Genomic DNA, 21,142 nt, shown 5'->3' with positions numbered 1-21,142 from the left:
AGAGTCCGCAACCCGCCTACGTTGACAGTGGAAACTGTCCGCGTTAGCGTAACCGCCGCCACACTGTCGACGACGACAAGGGAGTTTGCGATGAACCGACGCGAGACCGATTTCGATGTACTCATCGTCGGATCCGGATTCGGCGGCAGCGTCACCGCGCTGCGCCTTACCGAAAAGGGTTACCGCGTCGGGGTACTGGAAGCCGGTCAGCGTTATGCCGATGACGAGCTGCCCGATACCAGCTGGGATCTGCGCAAATTCCTGTGGGCGCCCAAGCTCGGCTGCTACGGCATCCAGCGCATTCATCCGCTGCGCGATGTGCTGATTCTCGCGGGCGCGGGCGTCGGCGGTGGGTCACTGAACTACGCGAACACCCTGTACGTGCCACCGACGCCGTTCTTCGAGGACGCGCAGTGGCGCGATATCACCGACTGGCGCGCGGAACTGCTGCCGTACTACGAGCAGGCCAAGAAGATGCTCGGGGTGGTGCAGAACCCGCACATGACTCCGGCCGATGAGGTGTTCAAACAGGTCGCCGAGGATATGGGCGTGGGCGACACCTTCGTGCAAACTCCCGTCGGTGTGTTCTTCGGCGAACCGGGCAAGAAGGTCGCCGACCCGTATTTCGGCGGCGCGGGGCCCGAGCGCACCGGTTGCATCGAATGCGGCGAGTGCATGACCGGCTGCCGCCACAACGCCAAGAACACCCTGGTCAAGAACTACCTATATCTCGCGGAAAAGGCGGGGGCACAGGTGGTTCCGATGACCACCGTCTCGGCGCTGCGCCCGCTGCCCGACGGCACCTGGGATGTGGACACCGTGCGCACCGGCAGCTGGTTCCGTAAACAGCCCAAGACCTACACCGCCGCGCACGTGGTGCTGGCCGCCGGAACACGCGGCACACAGAAGTTGCTGTTCGCCATGCGCGACAAGGGAACTCTGCCGAATCTGTCCGAGCGCCTGGGTGTGCTGACCCGCACCAATTCCGAATCGATCGTCGGCGCGGCCACTCGCAAGGTGAATCCGGATCGCGATTTCACCCGCGGTGTCGCCATCACCTCCTCGATCCACCCCACGCCGGACACCCATATCGAACCGGTTCGCTATGGCAAGGGTTCCAATGCGATGGGCCTGCTGCAAACCCTCATGGTCGACGGCGGCGGGCGGATGCCGCGCTGGCTGCGGTTCCTGTGGACGGTGATTCTGCATCCGTTGACGCTGTTGCAGTTCATGTCCGTCAAGGACTGGAGTGAGCGCACCGTCATCTCGCTGGTGATGCAGAACCTCGACAATTCGATCACCACGTTCACCAAGCGCGGACTGTTCGGGCGCACGCTGAGCTCCAAACAGGGCCACGGCGAACCGAATCCGACCTGGATTCCGGCAGGCAACGAGGTCACCCGCGCGGTGGCCGACAAGATCGGCGGCGTCGCGGGCGGCTCCTGGGGTGAGGTCTTCAATATCCCGCTGACCGCCCATTTCCTCGGCGGTGCGGTAATCGGCGCGGATGCGAGCAGCGGTGTCATCGACCCGTACCATCGCGTCTACGGCTACCCGACTTTGAGCGTGGTCGACGGTGCGGCGGTCTCGGCGAACCTGGGTGTGAACCCGTCGCTGACCATCACCGCGCAGGCCGAGCGAGCGGCGGCCATGTGGCCGAACAAGGGTGAGGTCGATACCCGTCCCGAGCCCGGCACCGGCTATCAGCGCATCGCACCGGTGACCCCGAAGCAGCCCGTGGTCCCGGCCTCGGCTCCGGCCGCGCTGGTGCTGCCGATCGTGGAGATCCGCACCGGTTCCTCCGAATCGGCCTGATTTCCGCCCGCTTTCCGCGAAGCCCCGATCCCATCTCGGTATCGGGGCTTCTATCTGCGGAGATGCTCCCTGTATTCTCGAAGTGTGGGTTACGAGTGGCTGCTCTCGGCAGCGATGAACCTCAGCGGCGGTCTCACCACCGATGAGGTGCTCCGGGCACTAGCCGACGCGGAACACCGCTGGGTGCAATCGGTCTTCACCAAAACCGGTGCCCCCGGCCTGTCCGTGTGGACTCGTACCGCCACCGGGAAGCCCATCCTGGTGGTGTTGCGCCCACTCGGCGGTTTCGATCATCAGATCGTCTTCGCCGCACCGATGACACCCCACCAGGTGACCGCTTTCGAGGAATGGGAGGCGAACCAATGAGCAAGCGCAACAATGAGTTCCGCGACCTGGCCGAAGCAGAGGATCTCGCCGCGGCCGCGGCCGCCGGCGAATTGATCTACGGCGCGAGCGTGGACGCCGACGACGTACTCCCCCCGCCCGCCAAAGTCCCCGACAGCGCCGAGGACACCCTCGTGGTCACCACGGTCCGCCTCACCGTCCGCCAGCGCCGCCGCGCCGAGGAAATCGCCCGCAAACGCGGCACCGACCTCACCGCCCTCATCCGCGCCTGGGTCGACGAAGGCATAGCCGAGGACAGCGACGACTACAACGTCTCCGCCGCCGAGGTCAAACGCCTCCTCGCCGGCCTGCGCCGCATCGCCTGACAGCGCAGTGCGGTGCCCGGATCGCCCGCGCACCGATCGCGATCTCACGCGGTGCGAAACGCGCTCGGCGCGGTTCCCGTCTCGCGCTGGAACATGACCGAGAACGCGGCCGGAGTGTCGTAGCCGAGGTCCATGGCGACCGAAGTCACCGTGGCCCCGCCCATCAGCGCGTGCATGGCATGCGCGACACACGCCCGCTGCCGCCACTGCTGAAAGGTCAGCCCGGTCTCGGCCCGGAACCGCCGATTGAATGTCCGTGTGCTGACCCGCATCTGCCCCGCCCAGTCATCGGGCGTGGACCTGATCGTCGGGGCATGCTGGAACCCCGCACACAATGCCCGCAACTCGGCCGATACCGGCAGTGGAATCTCGAACGGCACCGGCGTCAGCGTCCGCAACTCGTAGAGAATGAGATCGCTCAGCGTGCCGTCCCGGCCGCGAATGTTGTACTCGGGCACCATATCCACCGCCGCGAAGATCAATTCGCGCAGCATCGCCGACACCTCGACCACCTGACAGCGCGCCGGAAACCACGGCACCGCGGCGGGTTCCAGATACAGGCTGCGAGTGCTGACACCCTCCATCAGCACCTCGTGATCGACGCCGGGCGGAATCAGCACCGCGCGCCGGGTCGGCACGGTCCAGGTGCCGTGCGCGGTATCGACCCGCATGATGCCGGTCGCGGCGTACAGCACCTGCGCGCGTCGATGCCGATGCGCGGGCAGCAGATGCCGCGCCGGGTAGTCGGTGCCGATGGCCAGAATGGCGCGCTCGATCGAATCGACCTCGGCCACCGGCACATTCCGCACGCCCGCCACCCTAGCCGGTGTCGGATTCTCTAAAGATGGTGGCGATTCCTCGAATGCACGTCACCGTGCTCTGGCCATACGGTGCCAAGGTGTCGACGATCTTGATCTTGCTGCTGGCCGGGTGTGTCATCGGGGCCACCACCGTGCTGTTCGGATTCGGCGGTGGATTCGTCACCGTTCCGGTCGTTTACGCGGTCTCGGCCACCACCGGCACCGCCGAGGCCATGCACGTGGCGGTCGCGACTTCGACGGCCGTCATGATCGTGAACGCCGTGATCGCGACCCTCGCGCACGCCCGTTCGGGACTGCTGCGCCGCGAATACCTCTGTCCGCTGGCGGGATTCATCGCGATCGGCGCGGTCATCGGGGTACTGGCCGCGAATCTCGTGTCCGATCAGGTGCTGCGGCTGCTGTTCGTGGCGTATCTGGTGGTCGCTATCGCGGATATCTGTCTGCGCCGCGGATTTCTCACTCGGGCGGTGCCTGCCGATATTCCGCCCATGCCCGTCGGCAATGCGATGTCGATATTCGGTGGTATCGGCATCGGGGCGGTCGCGGCATTTCTCGGGGTGGGTGGCAGCGTTTTGACGGTGCCGCTGTTGCGGCGGCGCGGGCTGGCGATGGCCGAGGCGACCGCGCTGGCGAATCCGCTCAGCGTGCCCGTGGCCGTCGTGGCCACCGTCATGTATTCCCTTGCCGCGCCCGCGACTTCGCGCACCGGGCTGGTCGGGCACGTCGATGTCGTGGCGGCGGTCGCACTGCTGGCGGGGTCACTGCCGACCATCGCGGCGACCAAGCGGTCGCTCGTCAAGATTCCCGATCACGCGCATGCGATCGGGTACCCCCTGCTGCTGACCGTCGTGCTGATCGCGATGGGCGCGACCATCATCGGGTGATCGGTCAGCGGGCGTGGATGTGGGCTATGCCCATCGGGGAGGTTGGGGGTGGGACGTCGCCCGCGGGGGCGCGGAATTCCTGGAGGGCGGGCAGGACGTCTATGTGGCGGGCCGCGTAGCAGCGGACCTGTGGGAGGGCGTAGCCCACTTCGGTGCGTTCGAGGGGTTCGGCGTCGATGTAGCCGACCTGGTCGAGGTTCACGCCGAGGGTTTGGGCGATGCGGGTGATGGCGGCGGATTTCTTGCCCCAGCCGACCTCCACGGCGGCGAAGCGGTCGTGCAGGCCGTGTTTGCGTAGTTGCGCGACCGTCCAGGAGAGTTCGCCGCGGCTCGCGACGGCGTGCATGACGCCGCGTTCACGCAGGATGCGCAGCGCGCGCACCGCTTCGGCGCGCAGCGCGCCATCGGTGGAATCGCAGACCACGCCGTCCCACAGGGAGTTGTCCACCTCCCACACAAGACATTTCACCGTCGGTGTGTTCATCGTGCCCCTACAGTCGTCCCAGCCTCAGCCACATCCGGTTCCCATGTGCAGGGCGGCCCCCACTTTCGAGAACCGCCCGGCCGTGACATCGTAGGGTCCGTCTGGGCCAATACACCAGCGCTGGCAAATCCGAGACGATGTCCCCGGAGTGCCGACGCGGTGGGCGTGAGCGTTCGATAATGGGCGCTGACGTGGTCCGATACGATCGCGAGTAAGGGAAAGGGGCGTGGCCGATGCGGCAGCGCTGGAAGCTCACCGGTGGCCTGCTCGCGCTGGCGGTCTCGCTGAGTGGTTGCGGAGCGGCCGAGGAATCCTCCCCCGTGATCGTCGGATCGCTCAGCACCACCGTGCCCATCCCGGCGGCCGCACCGCCGCCGGCCGCCGCCACCGGACGCCCCATCGCCGATCCCACGGTGTCCCAACTGCCCGCCGTCGACGCGTACGCCGACCGGAATCTCATCGACCGCACCGAATGGACCGATGCGGTCGACGGCCGCCGACTACTGGTGTACCCCACCGACGCCGGACGCAAGGACACCTTCCCGACCGCGGGCGAGCGCGCCTGGCAGGAAGTGCTCACCGACTCCCCCGATGCCGACACACCCGGTATGCGTGATCAATTCATCTGCCACTGGGAGTGGGCGCGCCTGGTCGCACCCGATAAGCCGAGCTGGAATCTGGAGCCGTGGCGGCCCGCCGTCGGCTATCAGGCCACGGTGAACGCCATGTGCAATCCGGGCGGACCCGAACGCTGACGCCTCCTTCGCGGCGGTAACGAGTATTTTCCGCGAAACCGCTTGCCCGCGAGAACCTTCGAGCCGATCTGAAAAATTGCGTATCGTTGGTGGCGTCCAGCGCCAACTCCTCGGAGGGAGCGGCACGGTGCGGTCCTGTGCGCATTCGTCCACCGCCGGGCCCCCCGCCCGGGAACCGGCGCTGTCGCGCCGCATGTTCCCCGCGCTGCGCGAAAGCGGTGAGGTGTATCTGGATTCGGCGTCCACCACGCAGAAACCGGAATCGGTGATCGCGGCGATCAGCGAGTATCACAGCGCGCGCACCGCCAATGCCGGGCGCGGTGCGTACGCGTGGTCGACCAGTCTGACGCGCGAGATCGAAGGTGTGCGCGAGCGCATGGCGGGATTCATCGGCGCGCACACCGACGAGGTGGTGTTCACCGGCGGATCCACCGCGGGATTGAACGCGATCGCGCTGTCGTGGGGGCTGACCAACCTGCGCGACGGCGATGAAATCCTGTACAGCCCACGCGATCACGCCTCGAACGTGTATCCGTGGGTGCAGTTGCGCCAACTCCTGGCCGGATTCGGTCGCACGATCACTTTGGTGCCGTATCGGATGAACGCGCTCGGCGAAGCCGATATCGAGGACATTGCCGCGAAGGTCGGCCCACGCACCCGGATGATCACCGTCGGGCACCTGCATCACGTGTTCGGGGCGCTCAGCACGCTCGAGGAATTGCGCGGGCGCATCGATCCGTCCATCGCACTGTGTTTCGACTGCAGCCAGTCCGGCGGGCATCTGCCGGTGCGGGTCGGCGATCTCGACGCCGATTTCGCGGTCTTCGCCGGACACAAGATGTTCGGTGCGCCCGGCACCGGGGTACTGTACTGCCGCCGTCGTCGCCATGGCGAGCTGTCCCCGTTCCTGCCGGGCGGCAATTCCGGTGTCACCCTGGATGATTCGGGTCTGCGCGCGGGCCCGATGCCGCAGCGCATGGAGGGCGGCACCCCGAATATTCCGGGCATCCTGGCGCTCGGCGCGGCCCTGGACGTGCTGGACAATATCGGCCTGGACACCATCCACACCCATAACCGGGCGCTCACCCAGCGGCTCATCGCGGGCCTGCGCCCCGTCCCGGGCCTGGAGTTCGCGCCCGGCCCCGCCTATGCCCCGTGCGAAACCGGTTACGGCATAGTGTCTTTCACGCTCGCCGGGATCAGTGTCAACGATCTCGGCTTCGTCCTGGGTGAACTCGGTTTCCTGGTGCGCTCGGGCGCACACTGCGTGCCCGCGAACAACGCACCGGGAGAAGAGGATTCGGTGCGGGTCAGCACCCACATCTACAACACCCTCGACGAGATCGACCGCTTCACCCACAGTGTCGCCACGATTGCCGAGGAGGTCTCCTCATGACGACCAATGGTCACGAACCACGCTACGACCGGCGCGCGGCCTCGCGTGTACTGGCCGTGCTGGCCCGGCCGGGCCTGTTGGCGGGGGTCACCACCCCGGCGGGCGGGCGCATCGAATACACCTGCGCGCCACTGCGTCCGGAGCCGGGATCGCATCTGACGCTGTCGCAGCGGTTGTATCTGGAGCGCTTCATGCGCCCGTGCCGGGCCGATCAGGTCACCAGCGCCACCCACCGCATCGCCTGGACCGACAGCGACGGGATCCCCAATACCGGGCACTTCCACTCCGGCGGACTGGGGCCGATCGTGCCGATCGCCATGCGCGAGACGGTGCTGACGCTGTGGCACGCGCTCAATGCCGATACCGCGCTGGCGCACCGCATTTCCGACCTCACCGAGCGCGAGCGCGATGTGCTCGAGGGCACCACCACCGATCATGAACCCCTCGATATCTTCCGGGTCGGTATCGAGGCGTGCGGGCGCGCGCTGGCACAGCACGCCCTGCTGGCACGCTGGACCCCGTACCGCACCCCGGTCGAATTCGCGCTCGGCATGCGCGATTCCGGCATCTACAGTGCGGTCGCGACCCGCTGGTTCTGGGAGCTGCAAGCCTCGAGCTATCGGCGCGGCATGATCGCGGTCACCCTGACCACCCAGCCCGATGGCACGGTGCGCTATTCGGCCGAATCGGTGGCGACCCTGCGCGCGATGAAGGATATGACCATCGAGGACGCGCACCGGGTCATGCGGCGCGCCACCCACACCGAGGGATTGAGCGTCGGCGAGGCCATCGCCAAGTACCACGATGAACTGGATCTGATCTCGCGCCAGTACGCGCTGCTGCCGCCCGGCACCCGCCCCGCCTGTCTGGCCGCCATGCCGCATCAGCTCGACGGCGCGCACTACAGTCTGCTGCCGCTGGTGGTGGACCGGTTCACCGAGGTGTTCACCGCACTGGCCGATCGGCTCACCGTGGCCGAGGAACCCGTCGAAACCGCGTCGGACAGCGCCGAACTCGCCGCCGAGGAGCAGATCTTCTACGTCCCCGATATGACCTGCAAGCACTGTGTGCGCACCATTACCGGGGTGCTGGAGTCGATGGATATCGGGGTGCACGATATCGACCTGATCTCCAAGCGGGTGCGCGCGGAATTCCGCAGTCCGCGCAATCGTCAGCGCGCGTTCGACGCGCTGCGTGACAGCGGCTACAACCCCTCCACCGCTCGCCCCGCGACCGCGGAACCCGTATCCGCCACCGAAACCGCGGTATGACCGCTCGGACTCCGCCGCGCTTGCCGGCGAAGATCGATCCGCTGGTGCGCGCCTTCCTGGCTGCCCCCGGCGCGGCCCAGGCCGCCCTGGACACGTACTCCTCTCCCGCGCATCTGGTGTTCCCGCAGGTGTTCGCCGAGAATTTGGGGCGTTTGCGGGCGGTGCTCGACCGCGGGATGCCCTATCGGATCTGCTACGCGCACAAGGTGAATCACTCGCGGGCGTTCGCCCGCACCGCCGAGCGGGCCGGGATCGCGATCGATGTGGCCTCGCGCGCCGAACTGGCCGGGGCGCTCGGGGCGGGCTTCGATCCGTCACGTGTCGAGGTGACCGGACCCAAGGGTGAGGGTTTCCTGCGCGATCTCATCGGCACCGGGGTGACCGTCAATGCCGACAATATCTGGGAGTTGACGCGGATCGCCGAACTCGCGGACGCCGGTGCGAGAGTGCCGGTGCTGGTGCGGCTCTCGGGTTTCGCAGGCACCCCGGTGAGCCGATTCGGTATCCCACTGCGCCAGGTCGACGAAGTGTTCGAGGTGCTCACCGCCCGGCGCGACCGGATCGCGTTCCGCGGCTTCGCCTTCCATATCGACTCCGGCGAACCGGGTGAACGCCTGCGCGCGGTGGAGGCGTGCCTGGAACTGACCGAACGCGCTTACGCGCACGGCCTGGCCCCGACGGTGATCGATATCGGCGGCGGTTTCCGGCAGGTGTTCACCGATGACGCCGACGCCTTCGACGCCTATGTGCTGGCCCTGCGCGAATCACTGCTCGGACGCGGCGAGCCGATGGCGTGGGGCGGCAATACCTTCGGCTTCCATCTCGACGGCGGCGCGGTGCACGGCACACCGGTGTTCCACAAGTACGCCAATACCGTGCCCGCCGATCGCATGCTCGCCGATCTGCTCGATGCCGGACTCGACGCACACGGCGGGCGCAGCTTCGCGCAGCTCGCCGCGGAGAATCTGCTCGAGGTCTGGCTCGAACCGGGTAAGGCGCTGGTCGATCATGCGGGAATCACCCTCGCCCGTGTCGAGTTCGTCAAGGAGACGGCCGACGGCAGCGTCCTGGTCAATCTCGATATCAGCCGCGATACCGTCACGCCCGCCGATCAGGAGGTGATGGTGGATCCGCTGCTGCTGCCGGAGAACCCGCACGCGAATTCCGGTGCGACGGGAGTGTTCCTGGCCGGACGGTTATGCCTGGAACGCGATCTGATCACCAATCACAAGGTGTGGTTCGCCCAGCGCCCGCAATCCGGCGATATCGTCGCCTTCCCCAATACCGCTGCCTACCATATGGATTTATCGGCAGCGCGTGCGTCGATGCATACCCTGCCACCCAAACTCGCCGTGGTGCATCGGCCGGGGAAATCCGCCGGTCCGGGCGGTTTCGAGATCTGCCACGATACGGAATACGAGCCCGAAAACCTTGCGGTGCCGCAGCCGTCGAGTCCGGAATGGCACGGGGTGCGGTAATGCGCTACGACCACATCACCGAACTCATCGGCAATACTCCACTGCTGCGGCTGGATCCAGCCGTACACGGACTCGGCAATGTCGAGCTGTACGCGAAACTGGAGTTCTACAACCCCTTCGGCTCGGTGAAGGACCGCGTCGCCTGGGGCATGATCCGCGATGAACTCGATGCGATCATCGCGGGCGGGCAGACTCTCATCGAAGCCTCGAGCGGCAATACCGCCAAGGCGCTGCGCATTCTTGGCGCCATGCACGGAATCGGGTTGCGCGCGGTCACCAATCGCATTCGGGTGAACGAAGTCCGCGATCTGCTCCAGCTTTTCGGCACCGATATCGAGGAACTCCCGGGGTTGTCCGAATGCCCGGACCCGACCGCGCCCAATGACGTGTACTCGGTCATCGAATCGACGATGGCGAAAACGCCGGGGGCGTGGCATCACCCGTCGCAGTACACGAGTGAGAAGAATATCGAGGCCCACTACGAGGGCACCGGCCGGGAAATCCACGAGGACCTGTCACGTGACGGGATCACCCGCGTCGACTTTCTCATCGGCGGTTTGGGCACCACCGGCTCCACCCGCGGCGCGGCAACGTTTCTGCGCAAACACAATCCGGAGTTGAAGGCCATCGCGGTGGTCTCCGAGCGCAGCGATTTCATTCCCGGCATCCGCTCGGAAACCGAGATGTGGGATGTGGGCCTGTTCCAGCCCGACTTCTACGATCGCATCATCGCGGTGGAAGCCGGAATGGCAGTCGATGCAACGGTCGAACTGGCCACCCGGCACGGCGTTCTCGCCGGTCCCACCAGCGGAGCCACCTACGCGGCGGCACTGGAACATTTGCGCGCACTGCCACTTTCGACCGATCAGCCGTATACGGCGGTGTTCATCGTCTGCGATCGCATCGAGCCGTATCTGTCCTACATTCGCAAACGCCGACCCGAACTGTTCGGCCGCAGCAGTCGGCCCGCCGCACCCGATGTCGCCGAACTGGCTGCCACACCGACTCTTTCCCCCGAGGCATTGGAAACCCTCGACCGCGACGCACGTCCCACCATTGTCGACACTCGCGGCGCGATGGCCTATCGCATCGCCCATGTGCCGGGCGCGATCAATATTCGCGATGACCAACTCGACGACATGCTCGTGCAGGGTGTGCCGTTCCCGCGCTCGCGTCCGGTGGTATTCGTCTGTCCCGTCGGCGAATTGTCCTTGCGGTTCGCGGCCCTGGCCCGTCGCGCGGGCTACGAAGCCTTCAGCCTCGCGGGCGGAATCGCGGCCTGGCGCGATAGCGGTAAACCCATGGAGTCCGCACCGCGCGCCCGGACCTGACCGGCATCCGATGATCGGCCGCGCCCGCAAGTGCCTGGTCAATCGATCAGCACGGTCGGACACACCCCGCCGATGCGCGAATCGGACACTCGCCCTGGCACGATAAGCCTCGTGGAGTTGGCGTTCGGGCTCGTCGTGCTGGTGGCGGTAGCGGTCGCGTTGGCGGCGCTGGCCCGTCGCATGGGTATGGGTGAGCCCTTCGTGCTGACCATCGCCGGGGTGGCGGCCTCCTATCTGCCGTTCGTGCCCGAGTTCGATATCGAACCCGAACTCGTGTTGCTGGGTCTGCTGCCGCCGCTGCTCTATACGACCGCGATCCGGACCTCGCTGGTGGACTTCCGGCCCAAGAAGGTCTCGATCACCATGCTCTCGGTCGGATTGGTGCTGTTCACCGCGTTCGCGGTGGGCGGGGTCGTGTATTGGCTGCTGCCGGTGCCGTTCTCGGCCGCGATCGCCATCGGCGCGGTGGTGGCTCCACCCGATGCGGTCGCGGCGACCGCGGTCGCGCGCCGGGTGGGTATGCCGCGACGGCTGGTGACCCTGCTCGAGGGTGAATCGCTGTTCAATGACGCGACCGCGCTGGTGACCCTGCGCACCGCGATCGCGGCCATGGCGGGCGCGATCACCATGTGGGAGGCGGGCGCGGATTTCCTGGGCGCGGCCGGCGGCGGTGCGCTGTTCGGTGTGCTCGCCGCGCTGGTGCTGGCATTCCTGCGCCGCCGCATCAACGATCCGGTGCTGGACACCAGTGTGTCGCTGCTCGCGCCGTGGATCGCGTATCTGCCCGCGGAATCGCTGCACGCCTCCGGGGTGATCGCGGTGGTCACCTGCGGGTTGATCCTGGGTCACGGTGCGCCGCACTGGCAGTCCGCGGCCTCGCGCATCGCCGAGCACACCAATTGGAGCACCATCCAGTTCCTGCTGGAGAGTTCGGTCTTCCTGATCATCGGTTTGCAGGTGCGCCATATCGTCGAGGCGGCCTGGAACAGCGATCTGCCGCATTCGACCCTGTTGATCTCCTGTGTCGCGGTCCTCGCGACGGTGATTGTGGCGCGGCCGATCTGGATGTTCCCGGCCACCTACTTCTCGTGGTCGGTGGAGGGTCGACGCCAGGGCAAGGACAAACCGGCCTGGACCGGGCCCGCGGTGCTGTCCTGGGCGGGTATGCGCGGCGTGGTCACGCTGGCCGCCGCGCTGCTGCTCCCTGCCGACACGCCGGAGCGCGCCACGCTGATTCTGCTCGCGGTCGTGGTGGTGGCCGGAACATTGCTGCTGCAAGGGCTCTCACTACCGCTGCTGGTGCGCACCCTGCGCCTGCGCGGACCCAGCCATGCCGAGGATCTGCTGCAGGAGGCGAACCTGCTGCAGCAGGCCACCGCCGCCGGGCTCGAGGCCTTGGAAGCCAATATCGGTGAGGAGACCCCGCCCGATATCGTCGATCAGCTGCGCTCGCTCGCCGTGGCCCGATCCCAATCGGCGTGGGAATTGCTGGGGCGCTCCGAATCCCAGCGCATCACCCCGAGCGGCGAATACCGGCGGCTGCGCCTTGCCATGCTGGCCGCCGAACGCGAAACCGTGCTGCGCGTGCGCGATGCGGGACTGGTCGAACATGAGATCCTGCAGGCGGTGATGGCCACCCTGGACCTGGAGGAATCGACCATCGAGCGGGTCGCCGAGGCCGATGACGACGGCCGCGAATTGCTCATGATCGCACCGGCTTCCGGCGGTTGCGAACATCTGCGCGAGGCCCCGCACACCAAGGTCCCCGACACCCCCGACGCCTGCGCCGAATGCCTGGACGAGGGTCTGGTGTGGGTGCATTTGCGCATGTGCCTGACCTGCGGGCATGTGGCCTGCTGTGATTCCTCGCAGGGCAATCACGCCACCAAGCATTTCAACAACACCGGACATCCGGTGATGCGCAGCGTGGAGCCGGGCGAATCCTGGCGCTGGTGCTATATCGACGAACTGCTCGGATAGCGACCGATTCGCAAGAGATCGCGCGGGTCGTTGGGCCGCAACGCAATTCAGAACGAGTAGTCCGATACGCGCGTGTCGCGACCCCTGAATGCCGACACTTCATATATGCGCCGGATCGCGGCGCACGTAGTATTTCACCCTTCCTCAGGGGAGATGATCGATATGATCCGATCTCGAAAACCAGTTCTGGCCGCGAGCGCGGTCGCCGCCTCGGCGCTGGCACTGGTGCTGGCCGCACCCGATGCGTCGGCGTACGTCACCAGCGTCTCGATCTCGTCCGGCTCGCTGGGCAATGGTTACGGCACCAACTGCTCGTACACCGTCACCGTGAACGGCAGTCCGAACGAGTACATCTGGCTGTATGACAGCAGCTCCTCGACGTTCAGCCCGCAGCAGGTGAGCCTGGGCAGTGGCGGCACCGCGACCTCGAGCTGGACTCCCACCTCCACTGGCACGCATTATGTGCAGGCCTGGAGCTACAACGGTTCCCAGTGGGCCACGGTGCAGGTCGGCACCGGTATCAACCTGGGCAGCGCCTGCCTGGTCAGCTGATCGGTTGCGCGGATGCTCGGCGGCGTCCGCGCTGCGTACCGGGGCACTCCGGCGCCGGGTGCGCACACGTGCCCGGCGCCGGGCACTACCCTTGACCCGGTGCAGACAGGCCAACCACCCTCCGACGCCGAACCTCGTATCTGGGGCGGAACCACCCTCACCGAACGCCGTGAGGCCCGGCGCGCCACGCTGCTGGACGCCGCCCTGGATCTGATCGGCGAGTCCGGGGCGGGCGCGGTCACCATGCGCGCGGTATGCCGCACGGCCAATCTCACCGACCGGTATTTCTACGAAAGCTTCACCAGCCGAGACGAATTGCTCGATGTGCTGTACCGGCAGATCGCTGAGGAGTTCCTCGAGCCGATGACCGCCTTCGCGGTGGCCGATGGTCCGGACCGCGATCGCGCGCTGTCCGAGGTGCTGGTCGACAAGGTGCTCGAGGATCCCCGCAAATCGCGACTGTTCCTGGTCGAGCCGTATTCCTCGACCGGACTGGGCCAGACCACCATCGCGGTGATGCCCGCCTTCACCCGGTTGATTCAGGATCACCTGTTCGCCCATATCGACGATCCGGTGCGACGGCGGCTGGCGGCGGTCACCATGGCCAGCGGTAACGCGGGCATGTTCTCGGCCTGGTTGAACGGGACACTGCGCGCTTCACGCGATCAGATCGTGGATCACCTGGTGCAGACGATCGCGGCGTACCGCTCCATGTATCGCTGATCGCGCCGATTTCGACGGCATTCCCGCACGTCATCATCATGGTACGGACATATCACTTATGTGGTACGTTTCTACCATCAACGGTGATAAGGGGAGGCCATGGCCAAGATCGGACGATTCAAGAACGACGCCGCGCGCGAGAACTTCCTGCGTGCCTACACCGAGGCGGAAGCACTGTGGCCGCTGCCCGCGACCACCATGGATATCGCAACCTCCCTGGGCACCACACATATTCGCCGTTCCGGTGCGGGCGAAGGCACCCCGATCGTGCTGCTGCACAACTTCGGCGGCAACGGCCTGATGTGGCACGGGGTGATCGAGACCTTCGCCCGCGATCGAGTCGTGTACGCCCTGGACACGGTCGGGACCGCCGGTCGCAGCGTCCAAACCGCGCCGCTGACAAAGGAATCCGACTTCGCCACCTGGCTGTACGACGTCCTCGAAGCGCTGGATCTGGAGCGGGTGCACCTGGTCGGCTATTCGCATGGCGCGTGGCATGCCGCCGCGATCGCACTGCACGATTCGAGCCGGATTGCCAGCATCACCCTGATCGAACCCGGCGGCGTATTCACCAAACCGGCGTGGAAGATCCTGTTTCAGATGATCCGATTCGGCGTGGGTGGCAAGAGCGAGGAGAACCTGCGCAGGATGATGGAGTGGCTCTCCCCCGGGGTCACCCTCGATCCGCTGGAGCAGTCGCTGGTCGGACCGGCGATCGAATATCGCATGAAGATCGGCTGGGCGCGGGTGCTCACCGATGCCGAACTGCGAAGTCTCACCGTCCCGTCATTGACCATCTTCGGGGAGGATTCGCTGGTCGCCAATCTCGAGGCGACGTCCGCGCGTATCGGCGAACACCTGCCGAACGGGGAACTCGTGACCTATCCGAATACCGCGCACGGCATTCTGTTCCAGATTCCGGAGCGGATAGCCACTCGCACCATGGAATTCATCGCCCGGCACGATCGCGCATCCGCGGCGCGCTAGCTCATACCGCTTCGCCGAAAAGCTGTGCGGCCATAGCCAGGGAGCTGTCGATCGTCGCGAAACCCCTGGGGAGCATGACGGATTCGTAGGCGGCGACGGCTTCCCGTAGTGAGTGGTGACCGGCGGCGGCCGCCAGCAATTCGGTGGCAAGGGTTTGCGCATCGCACAGAGCGGTGTTCGCGCCCACCCCGCCGGTCGGGGGCATGGTGTGGATGGCGTCGCCGAGCAGGGTCACCGGGCCCGATTCCCAGGGCGGCACCGGTTCACCGGCGCGCAGGGCGATGGGGAAGAAGGATTCGGGATCGGCGTGGGCGAAGAGTGCGCCGAGGGCCGGATGCCAGTGGGCGGTGGCGGTATTCGCGAGTTTCCAGAGTTCGTGCGGGGCGAGGCGCTGGAGTTCGGCGTGCGGTACGCCGAGGTGTTCGGGGGTCGCGAGCAGGGTGATCATCAGGTAGTCGGCGGCATCCGAGGGTAGGTTGCGGAAGCGCAGGGGTGCGAAGCCCGCGCCGCAGCCGGTGCCGTCCGATACCCAGTTGAAGCCGTGTTCGAGCTCGGCGGGCAGCAGGGCCCGGGTGGTGTCGGTGAGGGTCATGCGGCCGTAGAGGCAGTGCACGCCGAGGTCGCGGATCGTGGCGTGCGGTAGGAGTTCGCGGCGTACGGCCGAGCCGACGCCGTCCGCTCCGATCAGCAGATCGCCCTCGGCGACAGCGCCTTCGGCGAACCGGACCTGTACCCGGCCGGAGTCGGTGATCTCGTAGCCGGTGAGGGTATGCCCGAAGTGGACGCGATCGCCGAGGCCGGTGAGCAGTGCGCGCCGGAAGGTGTTGCGGTCGACGTTGGTGATCAGCTCGTCGGTGATGCCCGGAAACTGTTGTCGCAGTGTCGGATCGAGCTGCTCGGTATACATCCCGAGCACATCGTCATTGGTTCCGCTGCTCGCGCGCACCAGGTCGAACACCGCCGGTTGCAGGCAGGTGCGCAGCGCGGTGTTGCCGTCGGCGTCGATGTGGATGCGGAAGCCCTGATTGCGGATTCGAGGTGTCGGGTCCTGTTCGTAGACGGCCACTTCCAGACCGCCGTGGTGCAGCGCCTGGGCGAGGGCGAGCCCGCCGATGCCCGCGCCCACGATGAGGATTTTCGGTGATTTCGCCATGTGCGTGCCCTTGTTCGGCCGGGTTCGGACCACCCGGCGAGGTGATTCCAGGGTCCGATCCGGCGAGCGAATCTGTCAAGTGTTTGTTTGATTAATGCATAATTCTGCTTGAATCAGCCAGGTGAATGTATGATCCGAGCGTGCCCGAACCGAAGCCCCGCAGGTCGCCCAAGCCGCAGGATCGTCAGCGCGATCCCGAACGCACCCGCGCGCTGATCCTGGACGCCGCCGCCGCCGAATTCGGCGCGCACGGGTACGCGGGCGCGCGGATCGCCGCCATCTCCGCGCGCGCCGGGGTGAACGTGCAGCTCATTTCGTATTATTTCGATGGCAAAGAGGGCCTCTACCAGGCTGTTTCAGAGCGATGGCAGCAACGCCAGGCTGAACTGGTTCCGCCCGGCACTCCCCTGCCCGAGCAGTTGCGCACCTATGCCCTCGAGGCCCTGCACAATCCCGACGGCGCACGGTTGCTGGCCTGGACCGGTCTGCAATACAGCGCACCCGCCGACGATCCCGATCATGAACCGCGCGCCCGCATGCTTACCGAGAGTGTCGAGGAGTTGCGGGTCATGCAGGCGGCGGGGCAGTTGCCCGCGGACCTGGATCCGGCCTACCTGCTGGTCATGCTCATGGGCGCGGCCATGGCACCGACCACGCTGCCGCACATCATCGAGGGTGTGTGCGGGCAGGATCCGCGCTCGCCCGAATTCCTGACCCGCTTCGCGGATCAGATCGCAGCGCTCGTGCGCCATCTCGGCGCGTCGGACACCGAGTAACAACCGACCGCGCGGAACCCGTTGCACACCTGAGGAATTACGCCGAATCCGTTGCTTCAGCACTATCTTAAGATATATCTTCAGCGGGTGGATCCGAGACGTTTGGCCGACTTCGCCGGTATCGGGCCCGGCAGTGGCCGGTTCTTCGGCACCGGTGAATTGCGGCTGGCGCTGCTGGCATTGATCGCCGAACAGCCGGGTCACGGATATGAGTTGATGTCCCGATTGGAGAAGCGCTGCGGTGGTGCGTACCGGCCCAGCGCGGGCGCGGTGTACCCGACCTTGCAGCAGCTCGATGACGAAGGTTTGGCCACGCTCGAAATCGACAGTGGCCGAAAGGTTTTCCATATCAGCCCGGCCGGGCGAACCGAGGTCGATCAGCATCGCGAGGCGATCGCGCGCATCTGGGCGCGCGCGGATGAGCGCGGTGAATGGGGCCTGTTCGGTGATCCCGACGCCGCCGAGATCATCAAACCGGTACTGCGCCTGTTCAAGGCGGCGGTATCGGTGGTGGTGCACGCGCACGGTGATCCCGCCGTGGTCGATCAGGTGCGCGCGATTCTCACCGATACCACTCGTGAACTGCAGCATCTCAAGACCGACGTGAAACGTCGGCAGCATCGCCGGCGGCGCGGCCGGCATATCGATTGACCCTTTCCGAATCGAAGGTATTGCCATGGCGCACAGTGACAATCAGGCGCGATCCCACACTGACGAACAATCGCGACCACCCGCTCCTCGCCGCTCGCGGGACCTCGGCGATCTGCTGCTGGACCGGTTCTTCAGCACCGGCCACATTCTGGAAACCGAACCGATCGCCGCCCGCATGATCCGGGTGCGCATCAGCGCACCCGCCCTGCGGAACACCCGATGCCTGCCCAGACAGCATGTGCGGATCGCCATCGGTGATGCCGCGGGCGGGCTGCTGGCGCGGGTCGGCGATCTGCGCACGTACACGGTGTGGCAGTTCGATCCCGAGCGAGGTGAGTTCGATCTGTGCGTCATGGACCACGGCGATGGACCGGGCTCACGCTGGGGCCGCGCCGCCGAACCGGGCGCACAGGTCATGTTCCGTGGACCGGAAGGCTCGTTCGTCGTGAACGATGACGCGCCGTATCACCTGTTCGCGGGTGAGGAGACCGCCTCGGTGGCGTTCGGGGCCATGCTCGCCGCGGTCCCGGACCATATCCCGGTTTACGGCGCGGTCGAAACGGCCACGCCCGAGGATCGGCTGCCCTTGCCACGGGCCGCGGCGCTGGCCGCACCGGTGCGCGGGGACGCCTCCGCCGCGCGGTCGCAGCTTCTGCTGGACGCGGTGCGCGAGCTGGAATTGCCGTCCACCCCGGGTGTGGCCTATCTCGCCGGTGAGGCCCGCACCATTCAGATGATCAGCAAACACCTTGTGCACGAGCGTGATTGGCCGCGTCGCGCGATTCGCACCAAACCGTTCTGGACTCCGGGTAAGCGCGGTATGGACTAGCGCGCCCGGCTGGTTTGCTCGTCGCATTCACGCCACTGCGATCCATGTCACAAACCTCTTGAACTCGCTGATGGCCGCCCCGCCGATCGGGGCGCGCCGTCGACGTTCAGGTTTGCTGGCCACACCATCGGGTAGCCGCAATGCGGGCGCGTCCTGATCTTTCGGGCCCGCGCGACGCATTTACGCGATGGAGAGGACCGGCATGACCAGCGGTGACCCGCACTCGACACAGCAGACTCGGTCGGTGGCCGCCGCTGCCATGGGCAATGCCACCGAATGGTTCGACTACGGCGTGTACGCCGCGGCCGCGACCTACATCACCGCCGCGTTCTTCCCCGGACATCTCGGTTCACTCGGCACCATGCTCGGTTTCGCGGTGTCATTCCTGCTGCGTCCGCTCGGTGGCATGGTGTGGGGTCCGCTCGGGGATCGCATCGGGCGCAAAGCGGTGCTCGCGACCACGATTCTGCTGATGGCGGGCGCGACCGGCGCGATCGGCCTGCTGCCCAGCCATGCCACCGCCGGGGTGCTGGCCCCGATCCTGCTGATCCTGCTGCGGGTGGTGCAGGGCTTCTCCACCGGCGGCGAATACGGCGGTGCGGCAACCTATCTCGCCGAAACCTGCAGTGATCGCAAGCGCGGCTTCCTGGGCAGCTTCCTGGAGTTCGGCACGCTCGGCGGTTTCGTCGGCGGTTCGGCGGTGGTGCTGGCTTGTCAGCTGCTGCTGGGTTCGGACGCCATGTACGAATGGGGTTGGCGGATCCCGTTCCTGCTAGCGGTCCCGCTGGGTCTGATCGGCTGGTATCTGCGCTCGCGCCTGGACGAATCGCCGGTGTTCACCGAGATGCAGGAGGAGGAGCAGCCCGCGGGTGGTTTGCGCGTACTGCTCACCGAATACCGGCGCGAGCTGCTCACCCTGGCCGGGCTGGTGGTGGCGCTCAATATCGTCAACTACACGCTGCTGACCTATCAGCCCACGTATCTGCAGCACACCCTCGGTGTCGCCGAATCCACGACCACGGCGATGATGCTGATCGGCCAGTTGGTGATGATGCTGACGCTGCCGTTCTTCGGCCGCCTGTCCGATCGGGTCGGCCGCCGCCCCATGTGGCGGTTCTCGCTGCTGGCCCTGGCCGCCCTGGCGGTGCCGATGTACTGGTTGATGGCGCGCGGAATCGTGTGGGCCGTAGTGGCTTTCATCGTGCTGGGCCTGCTGTATCTGCCGCAGCTGTCCACCATCACCGCGACGTTCCCGGCGATCTTCCCCACGCACGTGCGCTATGCCGGGTTCGCCCTGGGCTACAACGTGTCCACCGCGCTGTTCGGCGGCACCGCGCCGCTGGTGAACGAGGCGGTCATCGAATCCACCGGCTGGAGCTACTTCCCGGCGTTCTACATGGTCGGCGCGTGCGCCGTCGGCCTGGTGGCGTTGATGTTCCTGCGTGAAACCGTCGGCGCTTCACTGCGCGGCACCGAGGTCCCGGTGACCGATGAGATCCCGGTGCTGGCGAAGTAGCTACATCAGTTCGACCTCGTCGAACCGGACGGTCAGGGAGTGCCTCCGCTCGCGCAGGACGCCGCCTTCGCGATGCGTGAGCCCCTCCCCGAATTCGATCCGCAGTTCCGCGCGCCGGTCGAACACCTCGCGCACCACCGCGCAGACGCCGTAGAACGGCCCGTCGGGAAACCAGATGACATCTCCCGGCCCGAACTCTGTAATCCCCACGGCGACACAGTAATCCATATTCGCGGGGCCGGGGCGGGTCAGAGGCCGCCGATGCCTTTGCCGAGCACGACCGCGCCCATCACCAGCAGGACGAGCGCCATGACCGCGTGATTGTTGTCCTGCAACCATTTTCGGGCGTTGTCGAGGCCGGGGCGCACGCGGTCGGCGGCGATCGCGTAGCCGAGCACCACCGCCGCCACGCTCGCCGAGGCCAGGAGGGTGAACACGATCAGGGCGGTGATCTTGCCGCCGGCGGTGATCGTGCTCGATCCGATCGCCACGCCCGCGGACACGCACAGCAGCAGGTTCTTCGGATTCACCGCCGACAGCAGGACGCCCAATCCGGCGGCTCGGACCGGGGTCAGCCGATCGAGGGCGTTCATCCAGTCCGGCGGGGTGGTGTCGGTGCGCTCATGCCATTGATTGGCGGCCAAGACGACCAGGCCGAGCCCGAGTACAACCTTGATCCAGGATCCGGTCGTCGAGGGTTCCCGACCGTCGGTGATGCCCACCGAACCGGCGATCACGCAGATGAGAGCGGTCGCCGTCACGACGCCGAGCACCCAGCCCGCGAGGAAGCCGTTACCCGCCCCGGAGGCGTTTCTGGACAGGATCATGAGGATGGCGGCCACGATGGGAATCGGCGATATCGCTACACCGACACCGAGCGGCAATAGGTCTCCGATGACTGCGCCCATCCATTCAAGCTATTTGCTGGCAACCATAATTCGGGCAGCGACACGGATAAGACCGACCGGCGAATCATCGGCCGCGCCGGATGCGCTCGAGGTGGGTAGCGGCCCGGACCGCGCGGCGCGGG

22 protein-coding genes are annotated in these 21,142 nt (G+C 66.4%); 17 read left to right on the top strand and 5 right to left on the bottom strand.

Annotation, left to right across the window (positions count from 1 at the left end):
• Positions 1-90: 90 nt before the first annotated feature.
• The 3 genes from ACFC4D_RS11515 to ACFC4D_RS11505 all read left to right on the top strand — a co-directional run bounded on the left by ACFC4D_RS11515 (position 91) and on the right by ACFC4D_RS11505 (position 2,525).
• The gene (locus ACFC4D_RS11515) at positions 91-1,815 is read left to right on the top strand and encodes a GMC oxidoreductase (RefSeq protein WP_375952266.1); all 1,725 of its coding nucleotides are present in this window, start codon (positions 91-93) and stop codon (positions 1,813-1,815) included.
• Between the two features lie 84 nt (positions 1,816-1,899).
• The gene (locus ACFC4D_RS11510) at positions 1,900-2,181 is read left to right on the top strand and encodes a hypothetical protein (RefSeq protein WP_364634790.1); all 282 of its coding nucleotides are present in this window, start codon (positions 1,900-1,902) and stop codon (positions 2,179-2,181) included.
• Entirely contained in the window at positions 2,178-2,525 is a 348-nt protein-coding gene (locus tag ACFC4D_RS11505; protein WP_375952269.1) for a regulator, read from the top strand. Before ACFC4D_RS11510 ends, ACFC4D_RS11505 begins: the two co-directional genes overlap by 4 nt.
• 44 nt (positions 2,526-2,569) lie before the next feature.
• On the opposite strand, the gene ACFC4D_RS11500 is transcribed toward ACFC4D_RS11505, so the two are convergent.
• A complete protein-coding gene (locus ACFC4D_RS11500) occupies positions 2,570-3,334 on the bottom strand; it encodes a helix-turn-helix domain-containing protein (RefSeq protein ID WP_376062645.1) in 765 nt (254 codons plus the stop codon).
• A gap of 89 nt (positions 3,335-3,423) precedes the next feature.
• Between ACFC4D_RS11500 and ACFC4D_RS11495 the strand changes: the two genes are divergently transcribed.
• Positions 3,424-4,230: a sulfite exporter TauE/SafE family protein gene (locus ACFC4D_RS11495; RefSeq protein WP_376062644.1), complete on the top strand. Its 807-nt coding sequence runs from the start codon at positions 3,424-3,426 to the stop codon at positions 4,228-4,230.
• A 4-nt stretch (positions 4,231-4,234) separates the two neighbouring features.
• Here ACFC4D_RS11495 and ACFC4D_RS11490 read toward each other — a convergent pair whose 3' ends face one another.
• Positions 4,235-4,678 carry a hypothetical protein gene (locus ACFC4D_RS11490; protein ID WP_376062643.1) on the bottom strand — a complete coding sequence of 148 codons (444 nt, stop codon included), beginning with the start codon at positions 4,676-4,678 and terminating at the stop codon, positions 4,235-4,237.
• Between the two features lie 269 nt (positions 4,679-4,947).
• Here ACFC4D_RS11490 and ACFC4D_RS11485 point away from each other — a divergent pair, with 269 nt between their 5' ends.
• The 9 genes from ACFC4D_RS11485 (at position 4,948) to ACFC4D_RS11445 (ending at position 15,187) form a co-directional block, all read left to right on the top strand.
• The gene (locus tag ACFC4D_RS11485) at positions 4,948-5,469 is read left to right on the top strand and encodes a DUF2599 domain-containing protein (RefSeq protein ID WP_375952281.1); all 522 of its coding nucleotides are present in this window, start codon (positions 4,948-4,950) and stop codon (positions 5,467-5,469) included.
• 127 nt (positions 5,470-5,596) lie between these two features.
• Positions 5,597-6,865, top strand: coding sequence for an aminotransferase class V-fold PLP-dependent enzyme (locus tag ACFC4D_RS11480; RefSeq protein WP_376062642.1), 1,269 nt, complete (start codon positions 5,597-5,599; stop codon positions 6,863-6,865).
• A complete protein-coding gene (locus ACFC4D_RS11475; RefSeq protein ID WP_376062641.1) occupies positions 6,862-8,136 on the top strand; it encodes a heavy-metal-associated domain-containing protein in 1,275 nt (424 codons plus the stop codon). The genes ACFC4D_RS11480 and ACFC4D_RS11475 overlap by 4 nt, the downstream gene beginning before the upstream one ends.
• Entirely contained in the window at positions 8,133-9,614 is a 1,482-nt protein-coding gene (locus tag ACFC4D_RS11470) for a decarboxylase (RefSeq protein ID WP_376062640.1), read from the top strand. The genes ACFC4D_RS11475 and ACFC4D_RS11470 overlap by 4 nt, the downstream gene beginning before the upstream one ends.
• Complete coding sequence (locus tag ACFC4D_RS11465) at positions 9,614-10,945, top strand: pyridoxal-phosphate dependent enzyme (RefSeq protein ID WP_376062639.1); 1,332 nt, start codon at positions 9,614-9,616, stop codon at positions 10,943-10,945. The genes ACFC4D_RS11470 and ACFC4D_RS11465 overlap by 1 nt, the downstream gene beginning before the upstream one ends.
• Before the next feature lie 111 nt (positions 10,946-11,056).
• The gene (locus tag ACFC4D_RS11460; protein ID WP_375952294.1) at positions 11,057-12,925 is read left to right on the top strand and encodes a Na+/H+ antiporter; all 1,869 of its coding nucleotides are present in this window, start codon (positions 11,057-11,059) and stop codon (positions 12,923-12,925) included.
• Positions 12,926-13,087: 162 nt separating this feature from the next.
• A complete protein-coding gene (locus tag ACFC4D_RS11455) occupies positions 13,088-13,477 on the top strand; it encodes a hypothetical protein (RefSeq protein WP_364634815.1) in 390 nt (129 codons plus the stop codon).
• A 99-nt stretch (positions 13,478-13,576) separates the two neighbouring features.
• On the top strand, positions 13,577-14,200 hold the full coding sequence (locus ACFC4D_RS11450) for a TetR/AcrR family transcriptional regulator (protein ID WP_376062638.1): 624 nt from the start codon (positions 13,577-13,579) through the stop codon (positions 14,198-14,200).
• A 99-nt stretch (positions 14,201-14,299) separates the two neighbouring features.
• Positions 14,300-15,187, top strand: a complete 888-nt coding sequence (locus ACFC4D_RS11445) for an alpha/beta fold hydrolase (RefSeq protein WP_376062637.1) — start codon at positions 14,300-14,302, stop codon at positions 15,185-15,187.
• 1 nt (position 15,188) lies between these two features.
• Here ACFC4D_RS11445 and ACFC4D_RS11440 read toward each other — a convergent pair whose 3' ends face one another.
• Complete coding sequence (locus ACFC4D_RS11440) at positions 15,189-16,340, bottom strand: FAD-dependent oxidoreductase (protein WP_376062636.1); 1,152 nt, start codon at positions 16,338-16,340, stop codon at positions 15,189-15,191.
• 140 nt (positions 16,341-16,480) lie between these two features.
• Here ACFC4D_RS11440 and ACFC4D_RS11435 point away from each other — a divergent pair, with 140 nt between their 5' ends.
• From ACFC4D_RS11435 to ACFC4D_RS11420, 4 genes are all read left to right on the top strand, one after another.
• A complete protein-coding gene (locus ACFC4D_RS11435) occupies positions 16,481-17,116 on the top strand; it encodes a TetR/AcrR family transcriptional regulator (protein ID WP_376062635.1) in 636 nt (211 codons plus the stop codon).
• An 87-nt stretch (positions 17,117-17,203) separates the two neighbouring features.
• Positions 17,204-17,767, top strand: a complete 564-nt coding sequence (locus ACFC4D_RS11430) for a PadR family transcriptional regulator (RefSeq protein ID WP_364634828.1) — start codon at positions 17,204-17,206, stop codon at positions 17,765-17,767.
• A 25-nt stretch (positions 17,768-17,792) separates the two neighbouring features.
• On the top strand, positions 17,793-18,596 hold the full coding sequence (locus ACFC4D_RS11425; RefSeq protein ID WP_376062634.1) for a siderophore-interacting protein: 804 nt from the start codon (positions 17,793-17,795) through the stop codon (positions 18,594-18,596).
• Between the two features lie 202 nt (positions 18,597-18,798).
• On the top strand, positions 18,799-20,112 hold the full coding sequence (locus ACFC4D_RS11420) for an MFS transporter (RefSeq protein WP_376062633.1): 1,314 nt from the start codon (positions 18,799-18,801) through the stop codon (positions 20,110-20,112).
• Here ACFC4D_RS11420 and ACFC4D_RS11415 read toward each other — a convergent pair whose 3' ends face one another.
• Both ACFC4D_RS11415 and ACFC4D_RS11410 read right to left on the bottom strand, forming a co-directional pair.
• Positions 20,113-20,322 carry a hypothetical protein gene (locus tag ACFC4D_RS11415; protein ID WP_376062632.1) on the bottom strand — a complete coding sequence of 70 codons (210 nt, stop codon included), beginning with the start codon at positions 20,320-20,322 and terminating at the stop codon, positions 20,113-20,115.
• Between the two features lie 38 nt (positions 20,323-20,360).
• Complete coding sequence (locus ACFC4D_RS11410; protein WP_376062631.1) at positions 20,361-21,020, bottom strand: GAP family protein; 660 nt, start codon at positions 21,018-21,020, stop codon at positions 20,361-20,363.
• Positions 21,021-21,142: the final 122 nt, after the last annotated feature.

The organism is Nocardia sp. NPDC056000 (assembly GCF_042269265.1).
In the GTDB taxonomy this organism is placed as follows: Bacteria; Actinomycetota; Actinomycetes; order Mycobacteriales; family Mycobacteriaceae; genus Nocardia.
This window is presented reverse-complemented; position numbering and strand designations above follow the sequence as displayed.